This window comes from Morganella morganii, assembly GCF_019242955.1.
Taxonomy (GTDB): Bacteria; Pseudomonadota; Gammaproteobacteria; order Enterobacterales; family Enterobacteriaceae; genus Morganella; species Morganella sibonii.
This window is the reverse complement of sequence record NZ_CP066129.1, coordinates 1,113,804-1,139,442: the sequence shown is the minus strand read 5'-3', so window position 1 is coordinate 1,139,442 and position 25,639 is coordinate 1,113,804. Positions and strand designations below refer to the sequence as shown.

At 51.2% G+C, this 25,639-nt stretch carries 23 protein-coding genes; 9 read left to right on the top strand and 14 right to left on the bottom strand.

All coding sequences use genetic code 11. The features are described 5' to 3' along the window. Nucleotides 1-52: 52 nt before the first annotated feature. The 6 genes from odhB to sdhC form a co-directional block, all read right to left on the bottom strand. Nucleotides 53-1,264: a 2-oxoglutarate dehydrogenase complex dihydrolipoyllysine-residue succinyltransferase gene (odhB, locus tag JC793_RS05120; RefSeq protein WP_046893709.1), complete on the bottom strand. Its 1,212-nt coding sequence runs from the start codon at nucleotides 1,262-1,264 to the stop codon at nucleotides 53-55. A 14-nt stretch (nucleotides 1,265-1,278) separates the two neighbouring features. Further along, nucleotides 1,279-4,083, bottom strand: a complete 2,805-nt coding sequence (gene sucA / locus JC793_RS05115) for a 2-oxoglutarate dehydrogenase E1 component (RefSeq protein WP_166707234.1) — start codon at nucleotides 4,081-4,083, stop codon at nucleotides 1,279-1,281. Nucleotides 4,084-4,544: 461 nt separating this feature from the next. Then, nucleotides 4,545-5,261 carry a succinate dehydrogenase iron-sulfur subunit gene (locus JC793_RS05110; RefSeq protein ID WP_046893707.1) on the bottom strand — a complete coding sequence of 239 codons (717 nt, stop codon included), beginning with the start codon at nucleotides 5,259-5,261 and terminating at the stop codon, nucleotides 4,545-4,547. A 34-nt stretch (nucleotides 5,262-5,295) separates the two neighbouring features. After that, a complete protein-coding gene (sdhA, locus tag JC793_RS05105; RefSeq protein WP_046893706.1) occupies nucleotides 5,296-7,062 on the bottom strand; it encodes a succinate dehydrogenase flavoprotein subunit in 1,767 nt (588 codons plus the stop codon). After that, nucleotides 7,063-7,422 (bottom strand): succinate dehydrogenase membrane anchor subunit, encoded by a 360-nt coding sequence (gene sdhD / locus JC793_RS05100; protein WP_046893705.1) that lies wholly within the window; start codon nucleotides 7,420-7,422, stop codon nucleotides 7,063-7,065. Continuing rightward, nucleotides 7,416-7,805, bottom strand: a complete 390-nt coding sequence (gene sdhC / locus JC793_RS05095; protein ID WP_046893704.1) for a succinate dehydrogenase cytochrome b556 subunit — start codon at nucleotides 7,803-7,805, stop codon at nucleotides 7,416-7,418. Before sdhC ends, sdhD begins: the two co-directional genes overlap by 7 nt. Nucleotides 7,806-8,394: 589 nt before the next feature. Between sdhC and JC793_RS05090 the strand changes: the two genes are divergently transcribed. Continuing rightward, the gene (locus JC793_RS05090) at nucleotides 8,395-9,687 is read left to right on the top strand and encodes a citrate synthase (RefSeq protein WP_166707233.1); all 1,293 of its coding nucleotides are present in this window, start codon (nucleotides 8,395-8,397) and stop codon (nucleotides 9,685-9,687) included. Between the two features lie 72 nt (nucleotides 9,688-9,759). Here the strand turns inward: JC793_RS05090 and JC793_RS05085 are convergent, their stop codons facing one another. Further along, nucleotides 9,760-10,524 (bottom strand): AraC family transcriptional regulator, encoded by a 765-nt coding sequence (locus JC793_RS05085; protein ID WP_166707232.1) that lies wholly within the window; start codon nucleotides 10,522-10,524, stop codon nucleotides 9,760-9,762. 104 nt (nucleotides 10,525-10,628) lie between these two features. Here JC793_RS05085 and JC793_RS05080 point away from each other — a divergent pair, with 104 nt between their 5' ends. Further along, nucleotides 10,629-11,777: a multidrug effflux MFS transporter gene (locus JC793_RS05080; protein ID WP_218427688.1), complete on the top strand. Its 1,149-nt coding sequence runs from the start codon at nucleotides 10,629-10,631 to the stop codon at nucleotides 11,775-11,777. A gap of 58 nt (nucleotides 11,778-11,835) precedes the next feature. Here the strand turns inward: JC793_RS05080 and JC793_RS05075 are convergent, their stop codons facing one another. Both JC793_RS05075 and JC793_RS05070 read right to left on the bottom strand, forming a co-directional pair. Continuing rightward, nucleotides 11,836-12,579 carry a type 2 GTP cyclohydrolase I gene (locus JC793_RS05075; protein WP_218427686.1) on the bottom strand — a complete coding sequence of 248 codons (744 nt, stop codon included), beginning with the start codon at nucleotides 12,577-12,579 and terminating at the stop codon, nucleotides 11,836-11,838. A 126-nt stretch (nucleotides 12,580-12,705) separates the two neighbouring features. Then, nucleotides 12,706-12,918, bottom strand: a complete 213-nt coding sequence (locus JC793_RS05070) for a YbfA family protein (protein WP_046893701.1) — start codon at nucleotides 12,916-12,918, stop codon at nucleotides 12,706-12,708. Nucleotides 12,919-13,194: 276 nt separating this feature from the next. On the opposite strand from JC793_RS05070, the gene JC793_RS05065 reads away from it, so the two are divergent. After that, nucleotides 13,195-13,623 (top strand): EamA family transporter, encoded by a 429-nt coding sequence (locus tag JC793_RS05065; RefSeq protein WP_218427684.1) that lies wholly within the window; start codon nucleotides 13,195-13,197, stop codon nucleotides 13,621-13,623. A 60-nt stretch (nucleotides 13,624-13,683) separates the two neighbouring features. On the opposite strand, the gene pgm is transcribed toward JC793_RS05065, so the two are convergent. Together pgm and seqA are read right to left on the bottom strand one after the other, a co-directional pair. Next, nucleotides 13,684-15,324, bottom strand: a complete 1,641-nt coding sequence (pgm, locus tag JC793_RS05060) for a phosphoglucomutase (alpha-D-glucose-1,6-bisphosphate-dependent) (RefSeq protein ID WP_218427683.1) — start codon at nucleotides 15,322-15,324, stop codon at nucleotides 13,684-13,686. A 47-nt stretch (nucleotides 15,325-15,371) separates the two neighbouring features. Beyond that, nucleotides 15,372-15,926 carry a replication initiation negative regulator SeqA gene (gene seqA / locus JC793_RS05055; protein ID WP_166707227.1) on the bottom strand — a complete coding sequence of 185 codons (555 nt, stop codon included), beginning with the start codon at nucleotides 15,924-15,926 and terminating at the stop codon, nucleotides 15,372-15,374. A 258-nt stretch (nucleotides 15,927-16,184) separates the two neighbouring features. Here seqA and ybfF point away from each other — a divergent pair, with 258 nt between their 5' ends. After that, nucleotides 16,185-16,964, top strand: coding sequence for an esterase (gene ybfF / locus JC793_RS05050; protein WP_107680543.1), 780 nt, complete (start codon nucleotides 16,185-16,187; stop codon nucleotides 16,962-16,964). A 30-nt stretch (nucleotides 16,965-16,994) separates the two neighbouring features. Here the strand turns inward: ybfF and JC793_RS05045 are convergent, their stop codons facing one another. Further along, entirely contained in the window at nucleotides 16,995-17,249 is a 255-nt protein-coding gene (locus JC793_RS05045; RefSeq protein WP_052926243.1) for a hypothetical protein, read from the bottom strand. Between the two features lie 298 nt (nucleotides 17,250-17,547). On the opposite strand from JC793_RS05045, the gene ybfE reads away from it, so the two are divergent. From ybfE to fur, 3 genes are all read left to right on the top strand, one after another. Continuing rightward, a complete protein-coding gene (gene ybfE / locus JC793_RS05040; RefSeq protein ID WP_004235627.1) occupies nucleotides 17,548-17,841 on the top strand; it encodes a LexA regulated protein in 294 nt (97 codons plus the stop codon). Between the two features lie 147 nt (nucleotides 17,842-17,988). After that, nucleotides 17,989-18,519 carry a flavodoxin FldA gene (gene fldA / locus JC793_RS05035; RefSeq protein ID WP_046893696.1) on the top strand — a complete coding sequence of 177 codons (531 nt, stop codon included), beginning with the start codon at nucleotides 17,989-17,991 and terminating at the stop codon, nucleotides 18,517-18,519. 178 nt (nucleotides 18,520-18,697) lie between these two features. Beyond that, complete coding sequence (fur, locus tag JC793_RS05030) at nucleotides 18,698-19,147, top strand: ferric iron uptake transcriptional regulator (RefSeq protein WP_046893695.1); 450 nt, start codon at nucleotides 18,698-18,700, stop codon at nucleotides 19,145-19,147. Between the two features lie 131 nt (nucleotides 19,148-19,278). Here the strand turns inward: fur and glnS are convergent, their stop codons facing one another. Both glnS and nagE read right to left on the bottom strand, forming a co-directional pair. Continuing rightward, nucleotides 19,279-20,946, bottom strand: coding sequence for a glutamine--tRNA ligase (gene glnS, locus JC793_RS05025; protein ID WP_052926244.1), 1,668 nt, complete (start codon nucleotides 20,944-20,946; stop codon nucleotides 19,279-19,281). 174 nt (nucleotides 20,947-21,120) lie between these two features. Further along, nucleotides 21,121-23,148 (bottom strand): N-acetylglucosamine-specific PTS transporter subunit IIBC, encoded by a 2,028-nt coding sequence (gene nagE / locus JC793_RS05020; RefSeq protein ID WP_218427681.1) that lies wholly within the window; start codon nucleotides 23,146-23,148, stop codon nucleotides 21,121-21,123. A gap of 429 nt (nucleotides 23,149-23,577) precedes the next feature. On the opposite strand from nagE, the gene nagB reads away from it, so the two are divergent. Together nagB and nagA are read left to right on the top strand one after the other, a co-directional pair. Further along, on the top strand, nucleotides 23,578-24,387 hold the full coding sequence (gene nagB, locus JC793_RS05015) for a glucosamine-6-phosphate deaminase (protein ID WP_046893692.1): 810 nt from the start codon (nucleotides 23,578-23,580) through the stop codon (nucleotides 24,385-24,387). An 83-nt stretch (nucleotides 24,388-24,470) separates the two neighbouring features. Next, nucleotides 24,471-25,634: an N-acetylglucosamine-6-phosphate deacetylase gene (gene nagA / locus JC793_RS05010; RefSeq protein WP_046893691.1), complete on the top strand. Its 1,164-nt coding sequence runs from the start codon at nucleotides 24,471-24,473 to the stop codon at nucleotides 25,632-25,634. Nucleotides 25,635-25,639: the final 5 nt, after the last annotated feature.

The following is a 25,639-nucleotide window of genomic DNA, read 5'->3' as shown; positions in this document are numbered from 1 at the left end:
GCGGTTTTAGCGCGATGCCGCCCGGATGAGCCAAACTAAAAAACAAAAAGCATTACACGTCGAGCAGTAAACGTGCCGGATCTTCTAACATCTCTTTAATGGTCACGAGGAACCCGACAGATTCACGTCCATCAATCAGACGGTGGTCATAAGAGAGTGCCAGGTACATCATCGGCAGGATCACCACCTGACCATTTACCGCCATCGGACGCTCTTTAATTGCATGCATCCCCAGAATCGCACTCTGCGGCGGGTTAATGATAGGCGTGGACATCAGTGACCCGAACACACCACCGTTAGTAATCGTGAAATTACCACCAGTCAGATCTTCGACTGTCAGTTTGCCTTCCTGACCTTTGACAGCCAGCTCTTTGATGCGTTTTTCAATTTCAGCCATGCTCAGCGCATCCGCATCACGCAGAACCGGAGTCACCAGACCGCGCGGCGTGGAGACCGCAATACTGATATCGAAATAGTTGTGATACACCACATCGGTGCCGTCGATAGAGGCGTTCACTTCCGGATAACGTTTCAGTGCCTCAACCACCGCTTTCACATAGAAAGACATGAAACCGAGGCGCACACCGTGACGTTTTTCAAATGATTCGCCGTACTGTTTGCGCATATCCATCACCGGCTTCATGCTCACCTCGTTAAAGGTGGTCAGCATTGCGGTGTTGTTTTTCGCTTCCAGCAGACGCTCTGCCACACGCTTGCGCAGACGGGTCATCGGTACACGTTTTTCACTGCGGTGCGGTAAACCGGCCTGAGAAACCGGCTCAGCGGCCGCTTTCACCGGTGCTTTCGGCTGCTGTGCCAGATGTTTCTCAACATCCTCACGGGTCAGACGTCCGCCGACACCACTGCCGGCAATATCGGCTGCTTTCAGGCCGTGTTCTGCGATCAGGCGGCGGACAGCCGGGCTCAGCGCATCATTGCTTTCTTCATCCAGGCCGGCATTCTGACGCTGCGCCGGTGTGGACTGCACTTTTTCTTTTACTTCCGCAGGCAGACCGGTGCTGTCACCCAGACGGATACGTCCGAGAAGCTGTTTTGAGAGGACAGTCGCCCCCTCTTCTTCCAGCACGGCTTCCAGAACACCGGAATCGCTGGCAGGCACTTCCAGCACAACTTTGTCTGTTTCGATTTCTACCAGCACTTCATCACGTTCGACGCTGTCACCCGGCTTTTTGTGCCAGGTTGCCACAGTGGCATCGGCAACAGACTCAGGGAGGTCAGGAACCAGAATTTCTATGCTACTCATTGCTTTTCCTTAATTTATTCAACGTTCAGTGCATCATTAACCAGCTCTTGTTGTTGCTGCTGGTGAACAGACGTATAACCCACGGCCGGAGAGGCAGATGCCGGACGACCCGCATAGCGCAGTGACGCTCCTGCCGGGACCGCATCACGGAAATTGTGCTGGCAGCAATACCAGGCGCCCTGGTTGAGCGGCTCTTCCTGACACCAGACAAAATCTTTCACATGGCTGAATGGTGCGAGAATCGCATGAATATCTTCATGCGGGAACGGATAGAGCTGTTCAATACGGATAATCGCCACATCTGTCTGATTATTCTTGCGGCGCTGCTCCAGTAAATCGTAGTAAACCTTACCGGAACACAGCACAACACGCTTCACATCTGCCGGATTCAGATCATCCGCTTCACCGATAACGGCTTCAAAACGGCCCTCAGCCAGCTCTTCCAGAGAAGAGACCGCCAGCGGATGACGCAGCAGTGATTTCGGTGACATTACAATCAGCGGACGGCGCATTCCGCGCAGTGCCTGACGGCGCAGCATATGGTAAACCTGTGCCGGGGTTGACGGAACACAGACCTGCATGTTCTGTTCCGCGCAAAGCTGGAGATAACGTTCCAGACGGGCGCTGGAGTGCTCAGGACCCTGGCCTTCATAGCCATGCGGCAGTAACATTACCAGCCCGCACATACGGCCCCATTTCTGTTCGCCGGAGCTGATGAACTGATCAATCACCACCTGCGCTACGTTGGCAAAGTCACCGAACTGCGCTTCCCAGATAGTCAGACCGCGCGGATCAGTCGTTGCATAGCCGTATTCAAAGGCCAGTACCGCTTCCTCAGACAGGACGGAGTCCCACACATTGAAGCGACCCTGGGCATTATGGACATTCATCAGCGGCACATAGCAGGAGCCGTTGCTCTGGTTATGGATAACCGCGTGACGATGGAAGAAGGTACCGCGACCCGCATCCTCACCGGACAGACGCACCGGAACACCTTCATCCACCAGTGTTGCGTAGGCCAGATTTTCCGCCGCACCCCAGTCGAGCAGTTTGTTGCCTTCCGCCATTTCCGCACGGTCGGTATAGATTTTTTCGACACGCGGGTGCATATGCACTTCTTCCGGAACAGTACTGATACGGCGCGCCAGATCACTGAGGCGTTTCAGTTCCACTTTATTGGCGTAGCTGTCGTTCCAGTTATGATTCAGGTACGGTTCCCAGGTGAGTGCCGCTTTACCGATTTCACGCCACTCTTCCACCACGCAGTCACCGCGATCCATCGCATCACGGTACATATTGACCATTTCAGTCACATCACCGGCGGCCACCACCCCTTCGGCAATCAGTTTATCGCCGTAGATTTTGCGTGGTGTCGGATGCTGTTTGATTTTCTGATACATCATCGGCTGGGTTGCACTCGGCTCATCCGCCTCGTTATGGCCGTGACGGCGGTAGCAGACCAGATCAATCATCACATCGCGGTTAAAGGTATTACGGAAATCCAGCGCCAGGCGGGTCACAAAAGCCACCGCTTCCGGATCATCCGCATTGACGTGGAAGATCGGTGCCTGAACCATCTTCATGATGTCAGTACAATATTCCGTTGACCGGGTATCTTTCGGGTTGGAGGTGGTGAAACCAATCTGGTTATTGATAACAATGCGGACAGTCCCGCCCACTTCATAGCCCCGCGCCTGAGACATATTCAGGGTTTCCTGAACAATCCCCTGACCGGTTACCGCTGAGTCACCGTGGATAGTGATTGGCAGAACCATTTTGCTCAGGTTTTCCGGCAGACGGTCACGGCGGGCACGGACGGAGCCGATCACCACCGGGCTGACGATCTCAAGGTGAGACGGGTTAAAGGCAAGCGCCAGATGCACCTGAGCGCCTTCTGTCACGAAATCGGACGAGAAGCCCTGGTGGTATTTCACGTCACCGGTGCCAAGATGATCTTTATGTTTACCGGCAAATTCATCAAACAGATCCGCCGGTTTTTTACCGAACAGGTTAACCAGTACGTTCAGACGACCGCGGTGTGCCATACCCAGCACCACTTCGCGGGTGTCCTGTTTACCGGCATGACGAATCAGGTCTTTCAGCATCGGAATGAGGGAATCGCCCCCTTCCAGTGAGAAGCGTTTTGCGCCCGGGAATTTCGCACCGAGATAACGCTCCAGCCCTTCGGCTGCGGTCAGGTCGGCCAGGAAACGCCGTTTTTCATCAGCACTGAACAGTTTACTGACGTCAACGGATTCCAGACGTTGCTGGAGCCAGCGTTTCTCTTCGGTATTGGTGATATGCATGTACTCGGCACCGATGGAGCCGCAGTAAATACGTTTTAATGCGTCAAACAGCTCGCTCAGCTGCATGGTTTCGCGGCCGATGGCAAAAGAACCGACGTTGAACGTTTCATCAAAATCAGCTTTGGTCAGATTATGGAACGCCGGGTCCAGATCCGGAACCGGTTCCTGTTTCCACAGGCCGAGCGGGTCAAGATTAGCGCTCTGGTGGCCACGGAAGCGGAATGCGTTGATAAGCTGCAGGACTTTGACCTGCTTGGAGTCCATCGCCGGATCGCTGACGGAGGTATGGTAGCGTGTTGAATCTTTGGCCAGACGACGAAAATAGTCGCGTGTCTGTGAATGAGGTTGTTCTGTAATATCCGCTTTCGGCAGTGAGTCGAAAATCTCCCGCCAACTTTCATCGACGGAGGCCGGATCGTTCAGATAGTCTTCATAGATATCTTCTATGTAGGCCTGGTTTTCTCCAGCCAGAAAGCTGGAATCCAGCCAGTCCTTCAGTGCGCCGTTCTGCATTATGATCCCTTAAGCTTAGAGCTTTATCCCCGTTGTCTTTCCGGCTGCGGTGTTCCGGCTGCGTGTCCGTCCGGAAAACAGAATAACGCTGTTCTGCGGATTACCCCGTCTGCCGCTGCCTGCAACCTGAATGAGGCCGGGTTTAGTTTTCGCCGTGATAACTAATACCGCGATACATTGCGGTGCGTAAAGGATTCCCGGGTGGTGCTTGTGCATCTTATGTTCTGTGTATCCCTGAGGAACCTTTAGCAACGGAATAACCGTTGCTGAAAATCCCTGTGCTGTCTATAACCATACTTACATTTGAACCAAAAAACTCACATCTTAATCACAATTAACTACATTTATTGTCGCTTCTAACACTTACTGCGATAGATTATGCCTATTGTTACGGGTTGGTAAAAGATGCCTGCCTTGCAGGCATCTTATTATTATCAATCGCTTAAACAGAATAAAGTCAATTATGCACTGCGTTTCAGTAACATTGATTTAATATGACCAATTGCCTTTGTCGGATTCAGCCCTTTAGGACAGACACTGACGCAGTTCATAATACCGTGACAGCGGAATACGCTGAAAGCATCACTGATATCGTCGAGGCGGGATTCTGTCTCGGTATCACGGCTGTCTGTCAGGAAGCGGTACGCCGCTAATAAACCGGCCGGGCCGATAAATTTATCCGGGTTCCACCAGAAAGACGGGCAGGAAGTCGAGCAGCAGGCACACAGGATACATTCGTACAGACCATCGAGCTTTTCACGCTGCGCAGGTGACTGTAAATGCTCACGCGCCGGCGGGTTTTTGTTGTCGTTGATCAGATACGGACGGATTTTTTCATACTGCGCGTAGAACTGCCCCATATCCACGACCAGATCCCGCACTACCGGTAAGCCCGGCAGCGGGCGGATCACCACCTTTTTGCCGCCTTTCGTCAGTGCCGACAGCGGTGTGATACAGGCCAGACCGTTTTTGCCGTTCATATTAATACCGTCAGACCCGCACACCCCTTCACGACAGGAACGGCGGAATGACAGGCTAGGGTCCTGCTCTTTCAGCTGGATCAATGCATCCAGCACCATCATGTCCCGGCCTTCTTCCACATCCAGCTGATAGTTCTGCATGTGAGGTGCGTTATCCACATCCGGGTTATAGCGATAAACTGAAAATTCAACTTTCATAGTATTCTCTCCGCAAATGCCTCATCACCACACATCAGTAAGTACGAATCTTCGGCGGGAAAGGTTCACGCAGCTTAGGCTGCATGTTCACCGCACGACGTGTCATGGTTTCAGATTGCGGCAGGTACAGGGAATGACACAGCCAGTTCGCATCATCGCGATCCGGGTAGTCAAAACGACTGTGCGCACCACGGCTTTCAGTACGGAAGTTGGCGGCCATTGCAGTGGAATACGCCGTTTCCATCAGGTTATCCAGTTCCAGGCATTCAATACGCTGAGTGTTGAATTCTGATGAGGTGTCATCCAGGCGCGCATACTGCAGGCGCTCTTTAATGGCTTTCAGCTCTTCCAGTCCTTTTGCCATCGCATCCCCTTCACGGAATACCGAGAAGTTATGCTGCATGCAGGATTGCAGAGCCTTGCGGATAGTCACCGGATCCTCACCACTGCGGGTGTTGTTCCAGCGGTTCAGACGCGCCAGCGCCGCATCAACATCCGATTCACCGGCATCGCGCATTGCGCCCTGCTCCAGAATGGACTCTTTCAGATGCAGACCGGCTGAACGACCGAAGACCACCAGGTCAAGCAGCGAGTTACCGCCGAGGCGGTTTGCGCCGTGAACAGATACACAGGCAATTTCACCGACAGCAAACAGGCCCGGAACCAGCACATCCTCGCCCTGCTCATTCATGCTCACAACCTGACCGGTCACTTTGGTCGGGATACCGCCCATCATATAGTGGCAGGTCGGGATAACCGGGATCGGTTCTTTGACCGGGTCAACGTGAGCGAATGTCCGTGACAGCTCCAGAATACCCGGCAGACGGGATTCCAGCACCTCTTTACCCAGATGGTCGAGTTTCAGTTTCGCATGCGGTCCCCACGGGCCGTCACAACCACGGCCTTCGCGGATTTCGATCATAATGGAACGGGCAACCACGTCGCGCCCGGCAAGGTCTTTGGCGTTCGGTGCGTAGCGCTCCATAAAGCGTTCGCCATCTTTATTGAGCAGATAACCACCCTCACCACGGCAGCCTTCTGTGACCAGAACCCCCGCACCGGCAATCCCGGTCGGGTGGAACTGCCACATTTCCATATCCTGCAACGGAATACCGGCACGAACGGCCATGCCGACACCATCACCGGTGTTGATATGGGCGTTAGTGGTGGACTGATAGATGCGCCCTGCACCACCGGTTGCCAGAATAGTGGCTTTGGCTTTGAAATAGACCACTTCACCGGTTTCGATACAGATAGCGGTGGTGCCCATAATGGCGCCGTCCTGGTTTTTCACCAGATCGAGGGCATACCATTCGGAGAAAATTGTGGTGTGATTTTTCAGGTTCTGCTGATACAGCGTATGCAGCAGTGCATGACCGGTGCGGTCAGCTGCGGCGGCCGTACGTGCAGCCTGCTCGCCCCCGAAATCTTTGGATTGTCCGCCGAACGGGCGCTGATAAATACTGCCGTCATCCAGGCGGGAAAACGGTAATCCCATGTGTTCCAGTTCCAGCACCGCTTCCGGGCCGGTTTTACACATGTATTCAATCGCGTCCTGGTCACCGATGTAATCCGACCCTTTTACAGTGTCGTACATATGCCATTCCCAGTTATCCGGATGGGTATTCCCCAGCGCCACCGTGATACCACCCTGGGCGGATACGGTATGAGAGCGGGTCGGAAACACTTTGGATAACAGGGCACAGGACAGGCCGGACTGAGAAATCTGGAGTGCCGCGCGCATACCTGCGCCGCCTGCACCGATAACAACTGCGTCAAACTCTCTGACAGGTAAGCTCATTTAGACACCCCACACAATGATTGAACCGTAAATGACATAAGCGGCCAGTGCAATAATCACAATAAATTGCAGCAACAGACGCAGGCTCAGGCACTTGACGTAATCCGTCAGTACCTGCCATAACCCGACCCAGGCGTGGGCGAGAATGGCTATCAATGTCAGCGTGGTGAACACCTGAGTGAATGAAGAGGCAAAGAAGCCACGCCAGACGTCATAAGTGATGTCTGAAGTAAAGGCTACAAAGCCGATGAGGTAGAGTACATAAAGTGTAATCACAATCGCGCTGGCACGCAGAATTAACCAATCCTGAATACCGTTACGGCCGAGCGTGGTCGCACTGATTTTTGAATTATTCACCATACCAGAACCCCCGCCAACACGGCTAAAATCACAGTCAGAACCATGGAAATCTTCGCGGATGAAATACCGGCAGCCAGTGTTTCATCAACAAATCCGAAATCCATTAACATGTGACGGATACCGCCACAGATGTGATAAGCCAATGCAGTGAGGATGCCCCAGAGGATAAACTTCGCGAAGAAACCGCTCATGATATCAGCAGCCTGCGCAAACCCTTCCGGTGAGGACAGCGACAATCCTAACAGCCACAGCAGAATCGCTACAGCAACAAAGGTAATGACGCCTGAGACACGGTGTAAAATTGAAGCGATTGCAGGGATCGGAAAGTGGATCGTCTGCAAGTCTAAATTGACAGGTCGTTGTTTTTTCACAATTTTGCCCACACAGCTCTTTATTATTTTTCCTTCCTCCGGACCCGGGCGGAAATCAGACAGCGCTGGGGAAATAAGAACAATCCTTAAGTAAAATCCACATCCGTATTGTTTTACAAAAGTAATGATTCAGTTACGCTGGGTGCTCCTGCTTCAGGGAATTCCGGAGACCTTGGGGCAGTATATGGACTTCACAATATGATTACAATTCCCATACAAAATGTTTGGTCAGATTTAGCCAGAACAGTGAATAAGATCACGGTTCACACAATAAAAACGACCATTATTATTACTTGTGACATTTTGACAACAATTGAATTACATTATGTGGTTAAATACAAAAATTAAACTGACGATTACCGGCAAGAAAGACTTCCCGTAAGTGCAAACTTATGCAAAAGTGTAACTTGCAAAAAATGCACAATATCTTGCTGTACAACATAACTTTTATCGCAACACAAAGTTTCACTAACAATCTGATAACACATTAGTGCGCCGTACCGGATAACGTAACACCAGGTACGGTATCCATTCAGGTAACGCACCCGTGGTTATCACAAAAGATTGCAAAACAAATAATAAATGCGCTAAGGAGACCTACATGTCTAATATAAAGGCGGAGCTGACACTAAACGGCGTCAGGGTTACTGATCTGGATATCCTGAGCCCGACTCTCGGCCAGCCCGTAGTCGATGTCCGGACGCTCGGCGGCAAAGGCTACTACACCTTTGACCCCGGCTTCACCTCCACTGCGTCCTGTGAATCCAAAATCACGTATATCGACGGTGATGAAGGTATCCTGTTACATCGCGGCTTCCCTATCGAAGAGCTGGCGATGAAATCTGATTATCTGGAAGTGTGTTATATCCTGCTCTACGGCGAAGCGCCCGGCCAGAAAGAGTATGACGAGTTTAAAGAAACCGTAAAACGCCACACCATGATCCACGAGCAAATTACCCGCTTATTCAACGGGTTCCGCCGTGACTCTCACCCGATGGCCGTCCTCTGCGGCGTAACCGGTGCACTGGCAGCGTTCTACCATGACTCGCTGGATGTGAATAATCCGCGCCACCGCGAAATTGCGGCCTACCGTCTGCTCTCCAAAATGCCGACCGTGGCGGCAATGTGTTACAAATACTCTGTCGGACAGCCTTTTGTCTATCCGAAGAACAATCTTTCCTACGCCGGTAACTTCCTGCGTATGATGTTTGCCACTCCGTGTGAAGAATATGTGGTAAATCCGGTACTGGAACGTGCAATGGACAGAATCCTGATCCTGCACGCCGATCACGAACAGAACGCATCCACCTCAACCGTGCGGACCGCCGGTTCTTCCGGTGCCAACCCGTTCGCCTGTATCGCAGCCGGTATTGCCTCCCTGTGGGGACCTGCACACGGCGGCGCGAACGAAGCCTGCCTGCGTATGCTGGAAGAGATCCAGACCGTTGAACACATCCCGGCCTTTATTGAGCGCGCGAAAGATAAAAATGACTCTTTCCGTCTGATGGGCTTTGGCCACCGCGTGTACAAAAACCATGACCCGCGCGCCAAAGTGATGCGTGAAACCTGCCACGAAGTGCTCAACGAGCTGGGCCTGAATGACAGTCTGCTGGAAGTGGCGATGGAGCTGGAGCGTATCGCGCTGAACGACCCGTATTTCATCGAGAAGAAACTCTACCCGAACGTGGATTTCTACTCCGGTATCATCCTGAAAGCACTGGGTATTCCGTCGAATATGTTCACCGTGATCTTTGCTATCGGCCGCACTATCGGCTGGATCGCACACTGGAGCGAAATGCACGACGACGGCCTCAAAATTGCCCGTCCGCGCCAGCTTTATACCGGTTACACTGAACGTTCGTTTGAAACCAAAGTCACTAAACGTTGTTCATAGTATTAATACCGCATCCGTCCTTATAAAACCCTCTCCGGAGGGTTTTTTTATGCATTTTTATCCACGTCTTATTCATTTCCCCATATATTCACCGGGGGTTTTTCCTGTCATCTTGCGGAAGAAAGAGACAAAGGCGCTGTCACTGGCAAATCCGAGTGCCTGTGCAATATCACTGCTGCGGTATTTTTTCGCCAAAAGTTCAACAGATTTAATTAGTCGCCACTGCTGCCGCCATTGCTGATAGCTCATGCCGGTTTCCCGGCGGAAAATCCGTGTGATCGTTTTTTCCCCCGCACCACAGCGCGATGCCAGTTCATTCAGCGGCGGCGGCAAAATCTGCGGATCAAGCGTTTTCAGCCGCCGGTCAGACGGCAGCGGTAACTGCATATCTTCGCGTCCGGCCAGTGCCATCTCATCCATAAATACCGGTAACAGATGCTGTAACCGTGGTTGTGTCCAGTCACTGTCAAACGGCAGCCCGGCAAACAAAAACAGGATCTCGCGCAGCAGCGGCGATACCCCGGAAATGACACAGGTTGCCGGCAGGCAGGCGCTGAGCTGCGCATCCGGATACAGCGACCGGTAACCGACAGCCTCAAACATCTGCACACGATGCAGCATCCGCGGCGGGATCCACGCCACCCGCGTCGGCGGCAGCACTGATAACGTATCAGTCAGAGTGATCTGAATCGCCCCGCGTTCAGTAAACAGCAATTGTCCGCGCTGATGACGGTGAAAGCCGGAATCATGCTGTGCGGCCATCTCTGCGGCAATACCAATCAGCGGTGCGGAATAGCTGTCTGCATCAAATTCATCACTTTGTTTCAGCCACGCCATGTTGTCCCTTTTGATAAACAGAATGTCCGGATTATTATAATAAGACATCCTCTCTTTTGCTAATCTTCGTCCCGTTCATTTCAGTTACAGAAAAGGGGACAAAAATGACAATACAAAAACCGACATTAACGCTCGCCGTTGCGCTGATGATGTTCCCGCAGATAGTGGAAACCATTTACAGCCCGGCGCTGACAGATATTGCACAAGGCTTTGGTGTCAGTGCGGCACAGGCAGGGCAGACACTGTCACTGTACTTTTTTGCCTTTGCTTTTGGCGTGATCACCTGGGGACGCTTATGTGATATTGCAGGCCGCAGACGCACCATGCTGAGCGGGCTCACACTTTACGCGGCCGCATCCTGCGGTGCGGTTATCACGAAGGATTTCAGTGTATTACTGATCCTGCGGATGTTGTCTGCTTTCGGGGCGGCGGTCGGCTCAGTCGGCACACAAACCATCATGCGTGATTGTTACAGAGGCGATGAGCTGGCAAAGGTGTTCTCTGTCATGGGGATCGCACTGGCTGTCAGTCCGGCACTGGGTATGTTCAGCGGTGCGGCACTGACCGGTTTTGCCGGTTATCAGGGCGTCTTTACCGGGCTTGCGGTACTGGCCGTTGTTTTACTGGTCTGGACTGCACTCAGGCTGCCGGAAACAGCACCGGTTCATATTACCGTCATCTCTCTGCCGGAAACGGCAGGACAGATGCTGAGAGACGGATTTATCCTGCGTAATGTGCTGCTGATTGCCTTTCTGAATATCAGTCTGTTCAGTTATTACCAGTTAGCACCGTTTTATTTCAGTGAACTGGGATTAACACAACAGGAATTCGGTTACAGCGGATTACTGCTGGCTCTCGGTGTTGCGGCCGGATCACTGATTAACCGGCGGTTACTCAAACGCGGATGGCACACCTATTCACTGATCCGTCTGGCGGCGGTGATCGGGATTATCAGTGCCTCTGCGGTCTGGCTGTTATCTGACTCGGTCCTGTTCGTACTGCCGGTCACCGGAGTTGTTGTTTCCTACGGGCTGGCCATTCCGAATATTCTGGCCGGTGTGTTACAGGATTACCGCGATCGCCTCGGTACCGCAGGCGCCCTGCTGGGTCTGATGTATTACCTGCTGATTGGCGGCGGACTGGCGCTGGCCGGATTGAGCCAGAATCTCGGTATGTCACTGTTTATCTGCGCCGCGGGAACACTTATCTGTGCACCGCGCAACGCACGGCAAAGTACACAAACCGCGCAGTAAGACATGATAACCATATAGTAAAAGCCGGTCAGATGACCGGCTTTCTTCTTGTTACGTGTTATGCCGGATTCGGAATATCCACAAATATCACGTCGAGACCGTGTTCAGCCTGTAACCACTCACCCAGTACACGAATTCCGCCGCGTTCGGTAGCATGGTGGCCCGCTGCAAAGAAGTGCATTCCGCATTCACGGGCGATATGAATTGTCTGCTCTGATACCTCGCCGGTCACAAAACCATCCAGACCGGCATCAGCTGCTGCCTGAATAAAGCTCTGACCACCACCGGTACACCAGCCCAGTTTTTTAATCTGAGCAGGCGCATTATCCCCGCAATGCAGAATCTCCCGATCCAGCCCCTGCTGTAAACGCTGTGCCAGTTCCTCACCGCTGACCGGCTGCGCAAACTCTCCGCAGGGAAGTAACGGGTCGACCTGTCCGGTCACCGTAACCCCCATCAGCTCTGCCAGTTTCGCGTTATTACCCAGTTCCGGATGCGCATCCAGCGGCAGATGATAACCGTATAAATTCATATCATTACACAGCAGTGTTTTGATCCGGCGCTGTTTCATTCCGCGGATACTGACCGGCTCGTTTTTCCAGAAATAACCGTGATGCACCAGCACTGCATCGGCATTCAGTCTTACCGCTTCATCCAGCAATGCCTGACAGGCGGTGACGCCGGTTACCACCCGCTGAACCTGTTCACGTCCTTCAACCTGTAAACCGTTCGGGGCATAATCCTGAAATTCCTGTACTGCCAGTTTTTCATTAATAATCTGTTCTAATTCAATGTGATTCATACTTTTTTCCTGTCCGTGCGGATACGCTTTACCATACCTTTCCGGCCTGCCAATAGCAATTTACAGACAAAAAAAACGCCCCGCGATAATATCGCCGGGCGCCTCTTTTGCTGCCGGATGCCGGTATCAGTGATGCTGTGTACTGCTGATCGCATTCTCTGAACGTGCCAGCCAGACCGGCTTATCGCTCGTCTTGGTCCACACACGGTACAGATAACTCCAGAAGCGGGCGCGATCCCGGTAAAACAACATGAACGGGAACGCCAGGATACCTAAAGAGACTGCACCGGCACGGCGCAAGAGAACCTTATGCAACGGATATTCCTGAAATGTTGACATTGAGACCCTCCTTAATAACGGATTATCGCAAAATGGCAATAATCACCGAATGTATTTCACTTTCATATTAACCCGGCTGGTGAAACTTTACCACTCATCTGACCACTTAAACCCGGCACAATGCGCACAAAACGCCCTTTTCCCGGTAATTAAATTACGTAATTGTTATTTTTTATCATTTTGTTAACATATTTATCATTAAAAAATTAAGCTACCACAGTGATGAAAATACCTTATGATATTCCTGTTGCTAATTGATAATGGGAATTATTTATTATGAGTGCCTGGCTGGTTTATGCCCTGCTGTCTGCCATCAGTGCCGCAATGGTTGCTGTCTTCGGGAAAATGGGATTGCAGCATCTGGATGCCAATACCGCAACCGCAATCCGCGCAGTCATTATGGCGTTGTTTTTAGCCGGCGTAGTCGTCGTTCAGGGAAAACTGAATTTAATCAGTGAAATAATCGAAAATCGTAAAGCGCTGTTCTTTATTGCGCTGAGCGGGATTGCCGGTGCCCTTTCCTGGCTTTTTTACTTTATGGCGATAAAAAACGGGCAGGTTTCACAGGTTGCCCCGATTGATAAACTGAGTGTGGTTTTTGCCGTGATTTTTGCCGTGATTCTGTTCGGCGAAAAAATTTCTCTGATTGCCGCAGGCGGTGTCGCTCTGATCACGCTTGGCGCACTTATGGTTGCTCTCGGATAAAACCGGTAAAAAAAACGCGGAGGGGAAGATCCGCTCCGCGTCGCTTTTTCCGGGAATGCGTCAGTCTGCAATCACCTGATTGACTATCTCAATCGCTTCTTTTTCTATCTGTGCCAGATGTTCCGGGCCACGGAAACTTTCACAGTAGATTTTATAGGCATCTTCCGTACCGGAAGGACGCGCGGCAAACCATCCCTGCTCACTCATCACTTTCAGACCGCCGATCGATGCACCGTTCCCCGGAGCTGTGGTCAGGCGTGCCGTGATCGGATCACCGGCCAGAGTATCTGCGGTTACCATTTCCGGGGACAGTTTCGATAAGCGGGATTTCTCCGCATGACTCGCCGCAGCCTGAATCCGGCTGTAGCACGGCGACCCGAATTTCTCTGCCAGCTCATCATAATGCTGCTGCGGGTTTTTACCGGTCACGGCAGTCAGTTCCGCGGCCAGCAGGCAGAGGATAATACCGTCTTTATCGGTTGACCACGGCGTGCCGTCAAAACGCAAGAAAGAAGCACCGGCGCTCTCTTCACCGCCGAAGCCCAGTGTGCCGTTATACAGTCCGTCAACAAACCACTTAAACCCGACAGGGACTTCCGCCAGATCGCGCTGTAAATCAGCTACCACGCGATCAATCATTGCGCTGGACACCAGCGTCTTACCGACACCGACAGACGCAGGCCAGTCCGGGCGGTGCTGAAATAAATAGTTAATCGCAACTGCCAGATAATGGTTCGGATTCATCAGCCCTTTCGGCGTCACAATACCGTGGCGGTCGTAATCGGGATCATTAGCGAAAGCCAGTGAAAAGCGGTCACGCATACTGAGCAGCCCGGCCATTGCCCATTTTGAGGAGCAATCCATGCGGATCACTCCGTCATGGTCCAGCGGCATAAAGCGGAATGTCTGATCCACCTGTTCATTGACCAGCTCAATATCGAGATCATAAAAATCACGGATGCGTTTCCAGTACTCAATCCCGGCACCACCCAGCGGGTCCACACCGATTTTGAGTTTCGCGTTACGGATAGCATCCATATTGATCACATCACTGAGCGAGCTGACATACGGCTCAATCAGGTTGACTGCACTCACCAGCGGACTGTGCAGCGCCTCACACACCGGCATTTGTTTTACCTGTGCCATATGACCGGCCAGCAGGTCGTTAGCGCGTTTTTCGATAACAGAGGTGAGGTCAGTATCCGCCGGGCCGCCGGTCGGCGGATTATATTTGATACCGCCATCTTCCGGCGGATTGTGTGACGGTGTGATTACAATGCCGTCAGCTTTATCCGTATGTGCCCGGTTGTAAGTCAGAATGGCATGTGACACCGCCGGTGTCGGGGTGAAACCATTATTTTCCTGAATAATAACGCGGACATTATTGGCAGCCAGTACAGACAATACAGTCTGAAACGCAGCTTCAGACAGCGCGTGCGTATCTTTGCCCACATAGCACGGCCCGGTAATACCCTGCTGCTGACGGATTTCGGCAATAGCCTGAGTGACCGCCAGAATATGTGCTTCGTTAAAACTGCCGCGCGCCGCGCTGCCGCGGTGGCCGGAAGTCCCGAATTTGACCTGCTGTGCCGGGTCCGCCGCATCAGGTGCAAGGGTATAATACTGAGAGGTCAGCTGCGCCACGTTGATTAAATCGGATTGCTGCGCAGGCTGACCAGCCCGCGGGTGCGTATGAGCCACTGTGTCATTCTCCCCTGATTACGCCGTCACCGGCAGATAAATACCCCTTACAGGGTATTGCAGACTTTCTCGACAGTATTTGCCGGGAAGCCCATTCCCTGCATAATCTGTTCTACCATGCTCTGTTTGCGCTGAGTATTGGTGTTGGTGATAACCCAGAACGGTGTGCCCGGAATGTGGCGCGGTTTGCTGGTTTTACCGCTGGCCAGCAGCGTGTGTTCATCACCGGCAAAATATACGCGGGTGCGGCCGTGGAGCTCATCGGTGCTTTTACTGAACCCGTCCGGATCAATGTTATACAGTGCGGATAACACCAGCATAAAACGATCGATCGTTTTCTTTTTCTCTGAATAGGTGTCAGATAACAGCAGTTCGCGCATGACGCGGACCGGGTCCTGAGAAACGGTTTTCACCGGACGGGCGGTAACCTGCGGAATGTTATTATCTGCGCTGTCCGTTACAGCAGGTGCGCAGGTGGCATCCGGCGTCTGCGGGCCTAAATTAAGCATACGGCGTAAAATTACCGATGCGCTTTCGCCAATGTGCTGTGTGTGGCTGGCAATATAACTATAAAGTTCTTCATCTACATCGATTGTTTTCATTTCTACCCGGTTCTTTTATTCGTTAACGCGAAACACGTTATTATAAGATAGAAAAACGCAAAACAAAACAAGTAAAATTTCAATAACTTAAACTGAAAATCACCGCAGTTTGCCACATCCGGCATTTAAAAAATAAATCAGTAAGTTATCGTTTCCTGACGCATAATCCGGTGCAGAAACATTTGCTTAACATGTTGGTTTCCGGAGGCGGCCGTGTCATCATAGCTGCCTGTTTTGCTCTGCGGATCGGTTGTTAATATGAAATTACCTGCATTACTTCATCATGAAATATTCACGCCTGAAATATCACATCACACCACACCCATTGTACTTATCCATGGTCTGTTCGGTGATCTGCATAATCTCGGGGTGCTTGGCCGTGAACTGCGGAAAACGCATACCGTGGTACAGATTGATGTCCGTAACCACGGTGATTCACCACGTGCGCAATCCATGACTTACGGGGAAATGGCGCAGGATGTGCTTGATCTTATCCGTGCCCTGAATATTGAAAAAGCGATTGTGATTGGCCACTCCATGGGCGGAAAAATTGCCATGGCGCTGGCGGCACTGGCACCGGATGTCACTGAAAAGCTGATTGTTATTGATATGGCACCGGTAGCTTACGGCGTACGCCGTCACGATGAGATTATCGCGGCACTGGAAGATGTCACCGCTGCCGGTGTCAGCACCCGGACAGACGCCGCCGCAATTATGGCGCAGCGCATCCGTGAAGATGGCGTCATCCCGTTTCTGCTGAAATCCTTTAAACAGGGAGAGTGGAAATTCAATCTGCCGGTGATCAAAGCGCAGTATGAATCCATCATCGGCTGGGAAACCCTGCCCCCGCAACAGGTTCCGCTGCTGCTTATCCCGGGCGGTAATTCATCCTATGTGAAACCGGAGTACCGCGACGCGATTATGGCGCAGTTCCCGCAGGCAACCGCACATGTGATTGCCGGATGCGGACACTGGGTACACGCCGAAAAACCGGACGCGGTTCTGCGCGCCATCGGCCGTTTCCTGGATAAAGCCTGATACCGGCGCCGCCGTCACGGCGGCGTTTGTTCACTGACGGAAACTCAGTATCAGATTGTCAGTGTCACTCTCCTGCCACCAGGCCACAACAGAACGTACCTGCTGTCTGACATCCTGTCCCGGCAAATCAACGCAGATATCCAGCAGGCAGCAGCCCGATAAAATCAGACAAAAATACTGAAGCGGGCCGCTTAATACGGCCAGTATCTGTTTTACTTTTTTGCCGGACAGACGCTTTTTGTGTGACATACGCGATGATAGTGCTGGTTCTGAGATACGTTCCATGTACGCGTCCTCTGTTATTCCCTTGCCGAAAATACATACTACGTAATGCCCGCCGTCAAAAACACTCCGTTATCCTGATGGGAACGATCTCTTTTTTCTAATATATTCATAATGATAATTGCAATCAAAAAACCATCAATCCGCCATATCATCCGCGATAACACTGCCGCCGTGCGGTGCGATGTTAATCAATCTGTACAAAATCCGCGGCAACAGACCGCGAAGCGGTGGCGGTATGCGGGATGGCGGTGTATCATTGCGCGTTTATCATTGTAATCCGCATTTTCGTAGTAAAATTATGGCCAAAGAACAAACGGATCGTACCACGCTGGATTTGTTCGCTGATGAACGCCGGCCCGGACGCCCGAAAACAAACCCGCTCTCCCGTGATGAGCAGTTGCGGATTAACAAACGCAATCAGCTGCGGCGTGACAAAGTTAACGGATTACGCCGTGTTGAGCTCAAACTGAATGCGGATATTGTCGATGCCCTGAACCAGCTGGCATACGAAGAAAACGTGAACCGGGGAGAACTTATCGAGCAAATTCTGCTTGATTATCTTCAGCGTTCAGATTTATGCACCAAATTGTGAGACGACACACCACACAAATTTGACAGACTTCAAATACTGTTTTCGTCAGAATAGTATTTATAAAGATGAAATAGTTATAATTTCTGCTTGTTGTCGCTGCGGCGTCCTTTTTGCAGGTACAGAGATTTTCGGTTGAGAGGCTTATTTATGGCAATCGCAGGTATATTTTTCGGTAGTGACACCGGTAACACAGAAAATATCGCTAAAATGATTCAGAAATCACTCGGCGATGATGTCGCAGAAGTCAGGGATGTTGCCAAGTGCAGCAAAGAGGACATCGAAGGGTTTGATTTCCTGCTGCTGGGTATCCCGACCTGGTATTATGGCGAAGCACAGTGTGACTGGGATGATTTTTTCCCGACGCTGGAAGAAATTGATTTCAGCGGTAAAATTGTGGCGATCTTCGGTTGTGGTGACCAGGAGGATTACGCAGAGTATTTCTGTGACGCCATGGGTACCATCCGTGACATCATTGAGCCGCGCGGCGCCACCATCGTGGGTCACTGGCCGACAGAAGGCTACCACTTTGAAGAGTCAAAAGGACTGGCAGATGACAGTCACTTTATCGGCCTTGCGATTGATGAAGATCGCCAGCCTGAGCTGACTAACGAACGCGTGGCAAAATGGGTTGAGCAGATCCGTGAAGAAATGAGTCTCGACGAGATTCTGGCAATTTAAGGGTTACCCCGTAAATTGCGAATGATAATTCTGCTTATTTATGTAATGATATTATTATCCGGTCCGGCATCGGTCAGGCGAATCGCACCTGACGCCTTTTGATAGCCGGGCATTGTGTTCAGCCGTTGAGCGTTCCCCTGAAGTGCGCTCACCAGCGACAATATAGGACTAAATCCGCATGACCGATAACAATAAAGCATTGAAAAATGCAGGACTGAAAGTCACACTTCCCCGCCTGAAGATTCTGGAAGTGTTACAGGATCCGGAGTGCCATCACGTCAGTGCGGAAGATCTCTACAAAAAACTGATCGATATCGGTGAAGAGATTGGACTCGCAACTGTCTACCGCGTTCTGAATCAGTTTGATGATGCCGGTATCGTCACCCGCCATAATTTTGAAGGCGGTAAATCCGTATTCGAACTGACCCAGCAACATCACCACGATCACCTGATCTGCCTGGATTGCGGTAAAGTCATTGAGTTCAGTGATGAATCCATTGAGACACGTCAGAAAAATATCGCGGAACGCCACGGTATTAAACTCACCAACCACAGCCTGTACCTGTACGGTCACTGTGCGGATGGCGACTGCCGTTCTGATGATGGTATCCACGACGAGAAAAAATAATTCTCTCCGGTAACCGAATTGTATGAAAGGTGCATAATGCACCTTTTTTATTGTGTTTTTTCCGTCAGACACAAACAAAAAAGCCGTTCGCATGAACGGCTTTTTTTATATCAGTAACAATGTGTTATCTGTTATTTACTTTCCATTTTTGCCCAGGTATCACGCAGGCCGACAGTCCGGTTAAAGACTAATTTATCCGCTGAGGATAATTTGGCATCGGCACAGAAATACCCTTCGCGCTCAAACTGATACGGCTTGCTGCTGTCTGCGGCGACCAGTGACGGCTCCACAAAGCCCTGACGGATCACCAGAGAATCCGGGTTGAGTGTTGCCAGGAAGTCATCTTCCGCACCCGGGTTCGGTACACTGAACAGACGATCATACAGACGGATTTCCGCCGGTACTGCGTGTTTCACGCTGACCCAGTGAATAACACCTTTTACTTTACGGCCGTCAGCCGGATCTTTGTTCAGGGTTTCCGGATCATAAGTACAGTAGATAGTGGTGATATTGCCTTCGCTGTCTTTATCCGCACGTTCCGCTTTAATCACAAACGCGTTACGCAGACGCACTTCTTTATTCAGCACCAGACGCTTGTACTGTTTGTTGGCTTCTTCACGGAAGTCAGCACGATCAATCCAGATTTCACGGCTGAACGGCACTTCACGGCTGCCCATTTCCGGTTTGTTCGGATGATTCGGCATGGTCACCATCACATCGCCTTCCGGCATGTTTTCGATCACGACTTTCACCGGATCAATAACGGCCATCGCACGCGGTGCGCTTTCGTTCAGATCGTCACGGATACAGGATTCCAGCGCCGCCATTTCGACGTTGTTATCCTGTTTGGTAACGCCGATACGGCGGCAGAATTCACGGATAGAGGCAGCAGTATAACCACGGCGGCGCAGACCGGAAATGGTCAGCATGCGCGGGTCGTCCCAGCCCTCAACAAATTTCTCGGTCACCAGCTGATTCAGCTTACGCTTGGACATCACGGTGTATTCGAGATTCAGACGTGAGAATTCATACTGACGCGGATGACAATCGATAGTGATGTTATCCAGAACCCAGTCATACAGACGGCGGTTATCCTGGAATTCCAGGGTACAGAGTGAATGAGTGATCCCTTCCAGCGCATCAGAAATACAGTGCGTGAAATCGTACATCGGATAGATGCACCATTTATCACCGGACTGATGGTGTGTGGCAAATTTAATACGGTAAATAACCGGGTCACGCATCACCATAAAGGAGGATGCCATATCAATTTTGGCACGCAGACACGCTTTCCCTTCCTCAAAGCCGCCGTCACGCATTTTTTCAAACAGCGCGAGGTTCTCTTCCGGGGTGCGGTCACGGTACGGGCTGTTTCTGCCCGGCTCTTTCAGGGTACCGCGGTACTGGCGGATTTCTTCCGGACTTAATTCGCAGACATACGCCAGGCCTTTGTTGATCAGCTCAACAGCGTAGTTATACAGCGTATCGAAATAGTCAGAGGAATAACAGACTTTGCCGCTCCACTGAAAACCGAGCCATTTGACATCGTTTTCAATGGAATTGACGTATTCCACGTCTTCTTTCACCGGGTTGGTATCATCAAAACGCAGATTGCATTGCCCCTGATAGTCTTGTGCAATGCCGAAATTCAGGCAGATTGATTTTGCATGACCAATATGCAGGTATCCGTTCGGCTCAGGCGGGAAGCGCGTGTGAACCGTGGTATGTTTTCCGGAAGCCAGGTCTTCGTCAATAATCTGACGAATAAAGTTTGTCGGGCGGGCATCAGCCTCGTTCATTGTCATAATTCCTCAATGCAATATGCGCGTTAATAACCCCATATCATCCGATATGATGCGCTCATATACAACCACTTGATCACGGAAATATCAGCAGGACAGGTGCCTTCGCGCAAAAAACAGATAAAAAAACGGGAAGCAGATGCCTCCCGTTATTATCATAACTGCAATCACTTATTTAATGACGTGATACAACTCAGATTCGTTTGCCTTAACCAGACCTTTGGCAACAATCTCCACGCGATCATAATCGTCGATATTACTGATGATTACCGGGCTTATCATCGATTTGGCGTGTTCGTTCAGATAAGCCAGATCCAGTTTCAGTACCGCATCACCGGCCGCAACCTGTGCACCCTCTTCAATCAGGCGGGTAAAGCCGTTACCGTTCAGATTCACGGTATCAATACCCATGTGAACAATAATTTCCGCACCATTATCTGTTTCCAGACAGAACGCATGGTTGGTATCGAAAATTTTCACCACGGTACCTGCTGCCGGCGCATATACGGTGTCACTTTCCGGTTTGATAGCGATACCGTCACCGACAACACGACTTGCAAATGCTTCATCCGGTACAGCAGATAAATCAACCACTTCACCGTCGAATGGTGCCACCAGCGTCAGTACCACGTTACCGTCGCTCTGCGCTTTGGCTTTAACTGCTTCCGGGGCGGCTGCCGCAGCCTGAGCCGGAGCTACCGGGCCCTCTTTCAGCACATCACGCATCGCATTGGCAATCAGTTCGGCACGGGTACCGACAATTACCTGCACACTCTCTTTGTTCAGACGGATAACACCGGAAGCACCGATGTTTTTCGCATAAGCATCATTCACCTGCGCAGAATCTTTCACGGTCAGACGCAGACGGGTGATACAGGCATCAATACCGGTCAGGTTATCTGATCCGCCGACAGCCGCGATATACTGACGCGCTTCGCTGCTGATGGATTTTTTCTCATCTTTATTGCTGCTGACATTCTCGCTGTAACCATCAACGGTATCGTTGGTTGCCATCGCCGCTTCGCGGCCCGGGGTTAACAGATTGAATTTGGTGATAACAAAGCGGAACACCACATAGTACAGGGCAAAGAAGACCAGCCCCTGTAAAATCAGCATATACCAGTTCGTCGCCAGCGGGTTGCGTGAGGACAGCGCCATATCCACCAGCCCCGCACTGAAGCCGAAACCGGAGATCCACTGCATAGTTGCGGCGATGAACAGGGAAATACCGGTCAGGAAAGCATGGATGACATACAGCACCGGTGCCACAAACATAAAGGAGAATTCAATCGGTTCGGTGATACCGGTGAAGAACGCGGCAAAGGCACCGGCGATCATAATACCGGCCACTTTTGCTTTGTTTTCCGGTTTGGCGCAGTGATAAATCGCCAGCGCAGCACCCGGAATACCAAACATCATGATCGGGAAGAAACCAGCCTGATAACGGCCTGTGATACCCGCAACCGCAGTACCTGCATCAATGGATTGCTGTCCGGCCAGGAAGTTAGGAATATCGTTGATATCCGCCACGTTGAACCAGAATACTGAGTTCAGTGCGTGGTGCAGGCCGACAGGGATCAGGAGACGGTTAAAGAAGCCGTAAATCCCCGCGCCCCATGCGCCCAGGTCTTTAATGCTCTTACCGAAGGAAACCAGTGCATCATAAATGACCGGCCAGACATACATCAGCACCGCAGCAACCAGAATCATCACAAATGATGCCAGGATCGGCACCAGACGACGGCCGCTGAAGAATGACAGAGCCATCGGCAGTTCAACACCGCTGTAGCGGTTATACAGTTCAGCAGAAATAACACCGACCAGAATACCGATAAACTGGTTGTTGATCTTACTGAATGCCGCCGGAACCGCTTCCGGCGGGATACCCTGAATCATACCGACTGTCGCGGTGGAACACAGCGTGGTGACCACCATAAAGCTGACAAAACCGGTCAGTGCTGCCGCACCGTCTTTGTCTTTTGACATCCCGTACGCGATACCGATAGCGAACAGCATTGACATGTTATCAATGATCGCCGCACCGGATTTAATCAGGAACGCGGCAACCACGTTGTCCGCACCCCAGCCCGTCGGGTCGATCCAGTAGCCGACCCCCATCAGAATTGCCGCTGCCGGTAATGTGGCGACAGGCACCATCAGTGCCCGGCCAATCCGCTGCAGATAGTTCAGTATACCCACTCACTCCCCCTTGCCGCCCTGACGAACGGCCTTTTTGTTTTACTGCATTATTATCACAGTCATGACTGACTGCCTTATTGTGTACAACCGGATTATTTAACAACCGGCCTGATTACCCGCCGGATTGTGTAACACTTATTTTACTGCCAACTATACGTATCAGTCTAAAAAGTTTATTTTGCATCGCAAATTAAATAGCTGTGATTTGTGATTATTGTCACCAATATTCATCACCGGCTGGTTAAAATGCTGGCAGTCACACAAAACTTATTTTAAGATAAAAAATATCTTTTCCGGCGGCTGTATTCTCCCCCGTGACTAATAAATCCCGGGTATTCATGTTATAGATGAGAAGGGAATAATCTTCCTGAGACAGCACAGCAGGTACCGGGCCGATAATCCGGTATAACTTAATGAGGTAGAATCGATATGCGTTTAATCCCTCTTGCGAAAGCGCAGGATGTCGGTCAGTGGTCCGCACAGTACATCGCTGACAAAATCAATGCGTTCCGCCCTTCGGCAGAGCGCCCGTTTGTTCTGGGACTGCCGACCGGCGGCACCCCTCTGGCGACCTACAAGGCGCTGATTGCCCTGCATCAGGCCGGAAAAGTCAGCTTCCGTCATGTGGTAACCTTTAATATGGATGAGTACATCGGCCTGCCGGAATCACATCCTCAGAGCTATCACTCATTTATGCATGAAAACTTTTTTAACCACATTGATATCCCTGCAGAAAATATCAATCTGCTGAATGGCAATGCCCCGGATACCGATGCGGAATGTGAACGCTATGAAGCGAAAATAAAAGCGTACGGCGGCGTACAGCTGTTTATGGGCGGCGTCGGTAATGACGGTCATATCGCGTTCAACGAACCGGGCTCATCACTGACCTCTCGCACCCGTGTCAAAACACTGACACCGGAAACCCGTATCGCCAACTCCCGTTTCTTTGATAATGACATTAATAAAGTGCCTAAGTATGCACTCACTGTGGGTGTCGGTACCCTGATGGATGCCAAAGAGCTGCTGATCCTCGCCACCGGCCATAACAAGGCAATGGCGGTACAGCAGGCGGTTGAAGGCTCAGTGAACCATATGTGGACGATTACCTGTGTGCAGATCCATCCGAAAGCCATTGTAGTGTGTGATGAACCGGCCACACTTGAGCTGAAAGTGAAAACCCTGAAGTATTTTTGTCACCTTGAATCTGACATTATCGAACAATTTTCTGCTGAATAACCGATGCTGACCGCCCTTTATCCGGGCGGTTTTTGTTGTGTTGTCTTATCTTTAAATAAGTATTCTCTCCCCCAGGAGGCGTTATGTACGCATTAACCAATGCCATTATTTATACCGGTCACGATCGTCTGGAAAACCACGCGGTCATTATTGACGGCGAATTAATCCGCAGCGTGTGTCCGGTCAGTGAGTTACCGGACGGAATTGATACCCGTGATCTGGGCGGTGCCATCCTCTCCCCGGGATTTATTGATTTGCAGGTCAACGGCTGCGGCGGCGTACAGTTTAATGACAATGAGGACGATATCACTGTCCGCACTCTGGACATTATGCAGAAAGCCAATGAGCGTACCGGCTGCACCAGCTTCCTGCCGACACTGATCACCAGCCCCGACTCGCTGATGAAACTGAGTGTCAGCACCATGCGCGACTATCTGAAAACACATAAAAACCAGGCGCTGGGGCTGCATCTTGAAGGGCCGTATATCAACCCGGTGAAAAAAGGCACGCACAACCCGGCTTATATCCGCAAACCGGATGCCGCGATGATCGATTTCCTGTGTGACAACGCAGATGTGATAACCAAACTCACCCTGGCACCGGAAATGGTGGAGCCCGCTGTTATCCGCAAACTGACGGATGCCGGCATTGTGGTTTCATCCGGCCACTCCAATGCGAGCTATGAAGAGTCCCGTGCCGGATTTGAAAACGGAATTACCCTCTCCACTCACCTGTTTAATGCGATGCCGTATATTTCCGGCCGCCAGCCCGGACTGATCGGTGCGATTTATGATACCTCTGAAATATATGCCGGGATTATTGCTGACGGCCTGCATGTCTCCTGGCCGAATATCCGCAACAGTAAAGCCCTCAAGCGCGACAAGCTGATTCTGGTCACCGATGCCACCGCACCGGCAGGACTTGATCCGCAAACCAGCGAGCTGGATCATTTTATCTTTGCCGGCAAAACGATATATTATCGTGATGGTTTATGTGTGGACGAAAACGGCACTCTGAGTGGTTCTTCGCTCACCATGATCCGCGCAGTGGCAAACTGTGTTCAGCATGTCGGTATCCCGCTGGATGAAACCCTGCGCATGGCCACACTCTATCCGGCACGGGCAATTGGTGTTCAGGACAGACTGGGAAGTATTAAATCCGGCAGTATTGCCAACCTGACCGCCTTCACCGCTGATTTTTCTGTCTGTATGACAATCGTTAACGGGAATGTGGTTCATTTATCATGAGTAAA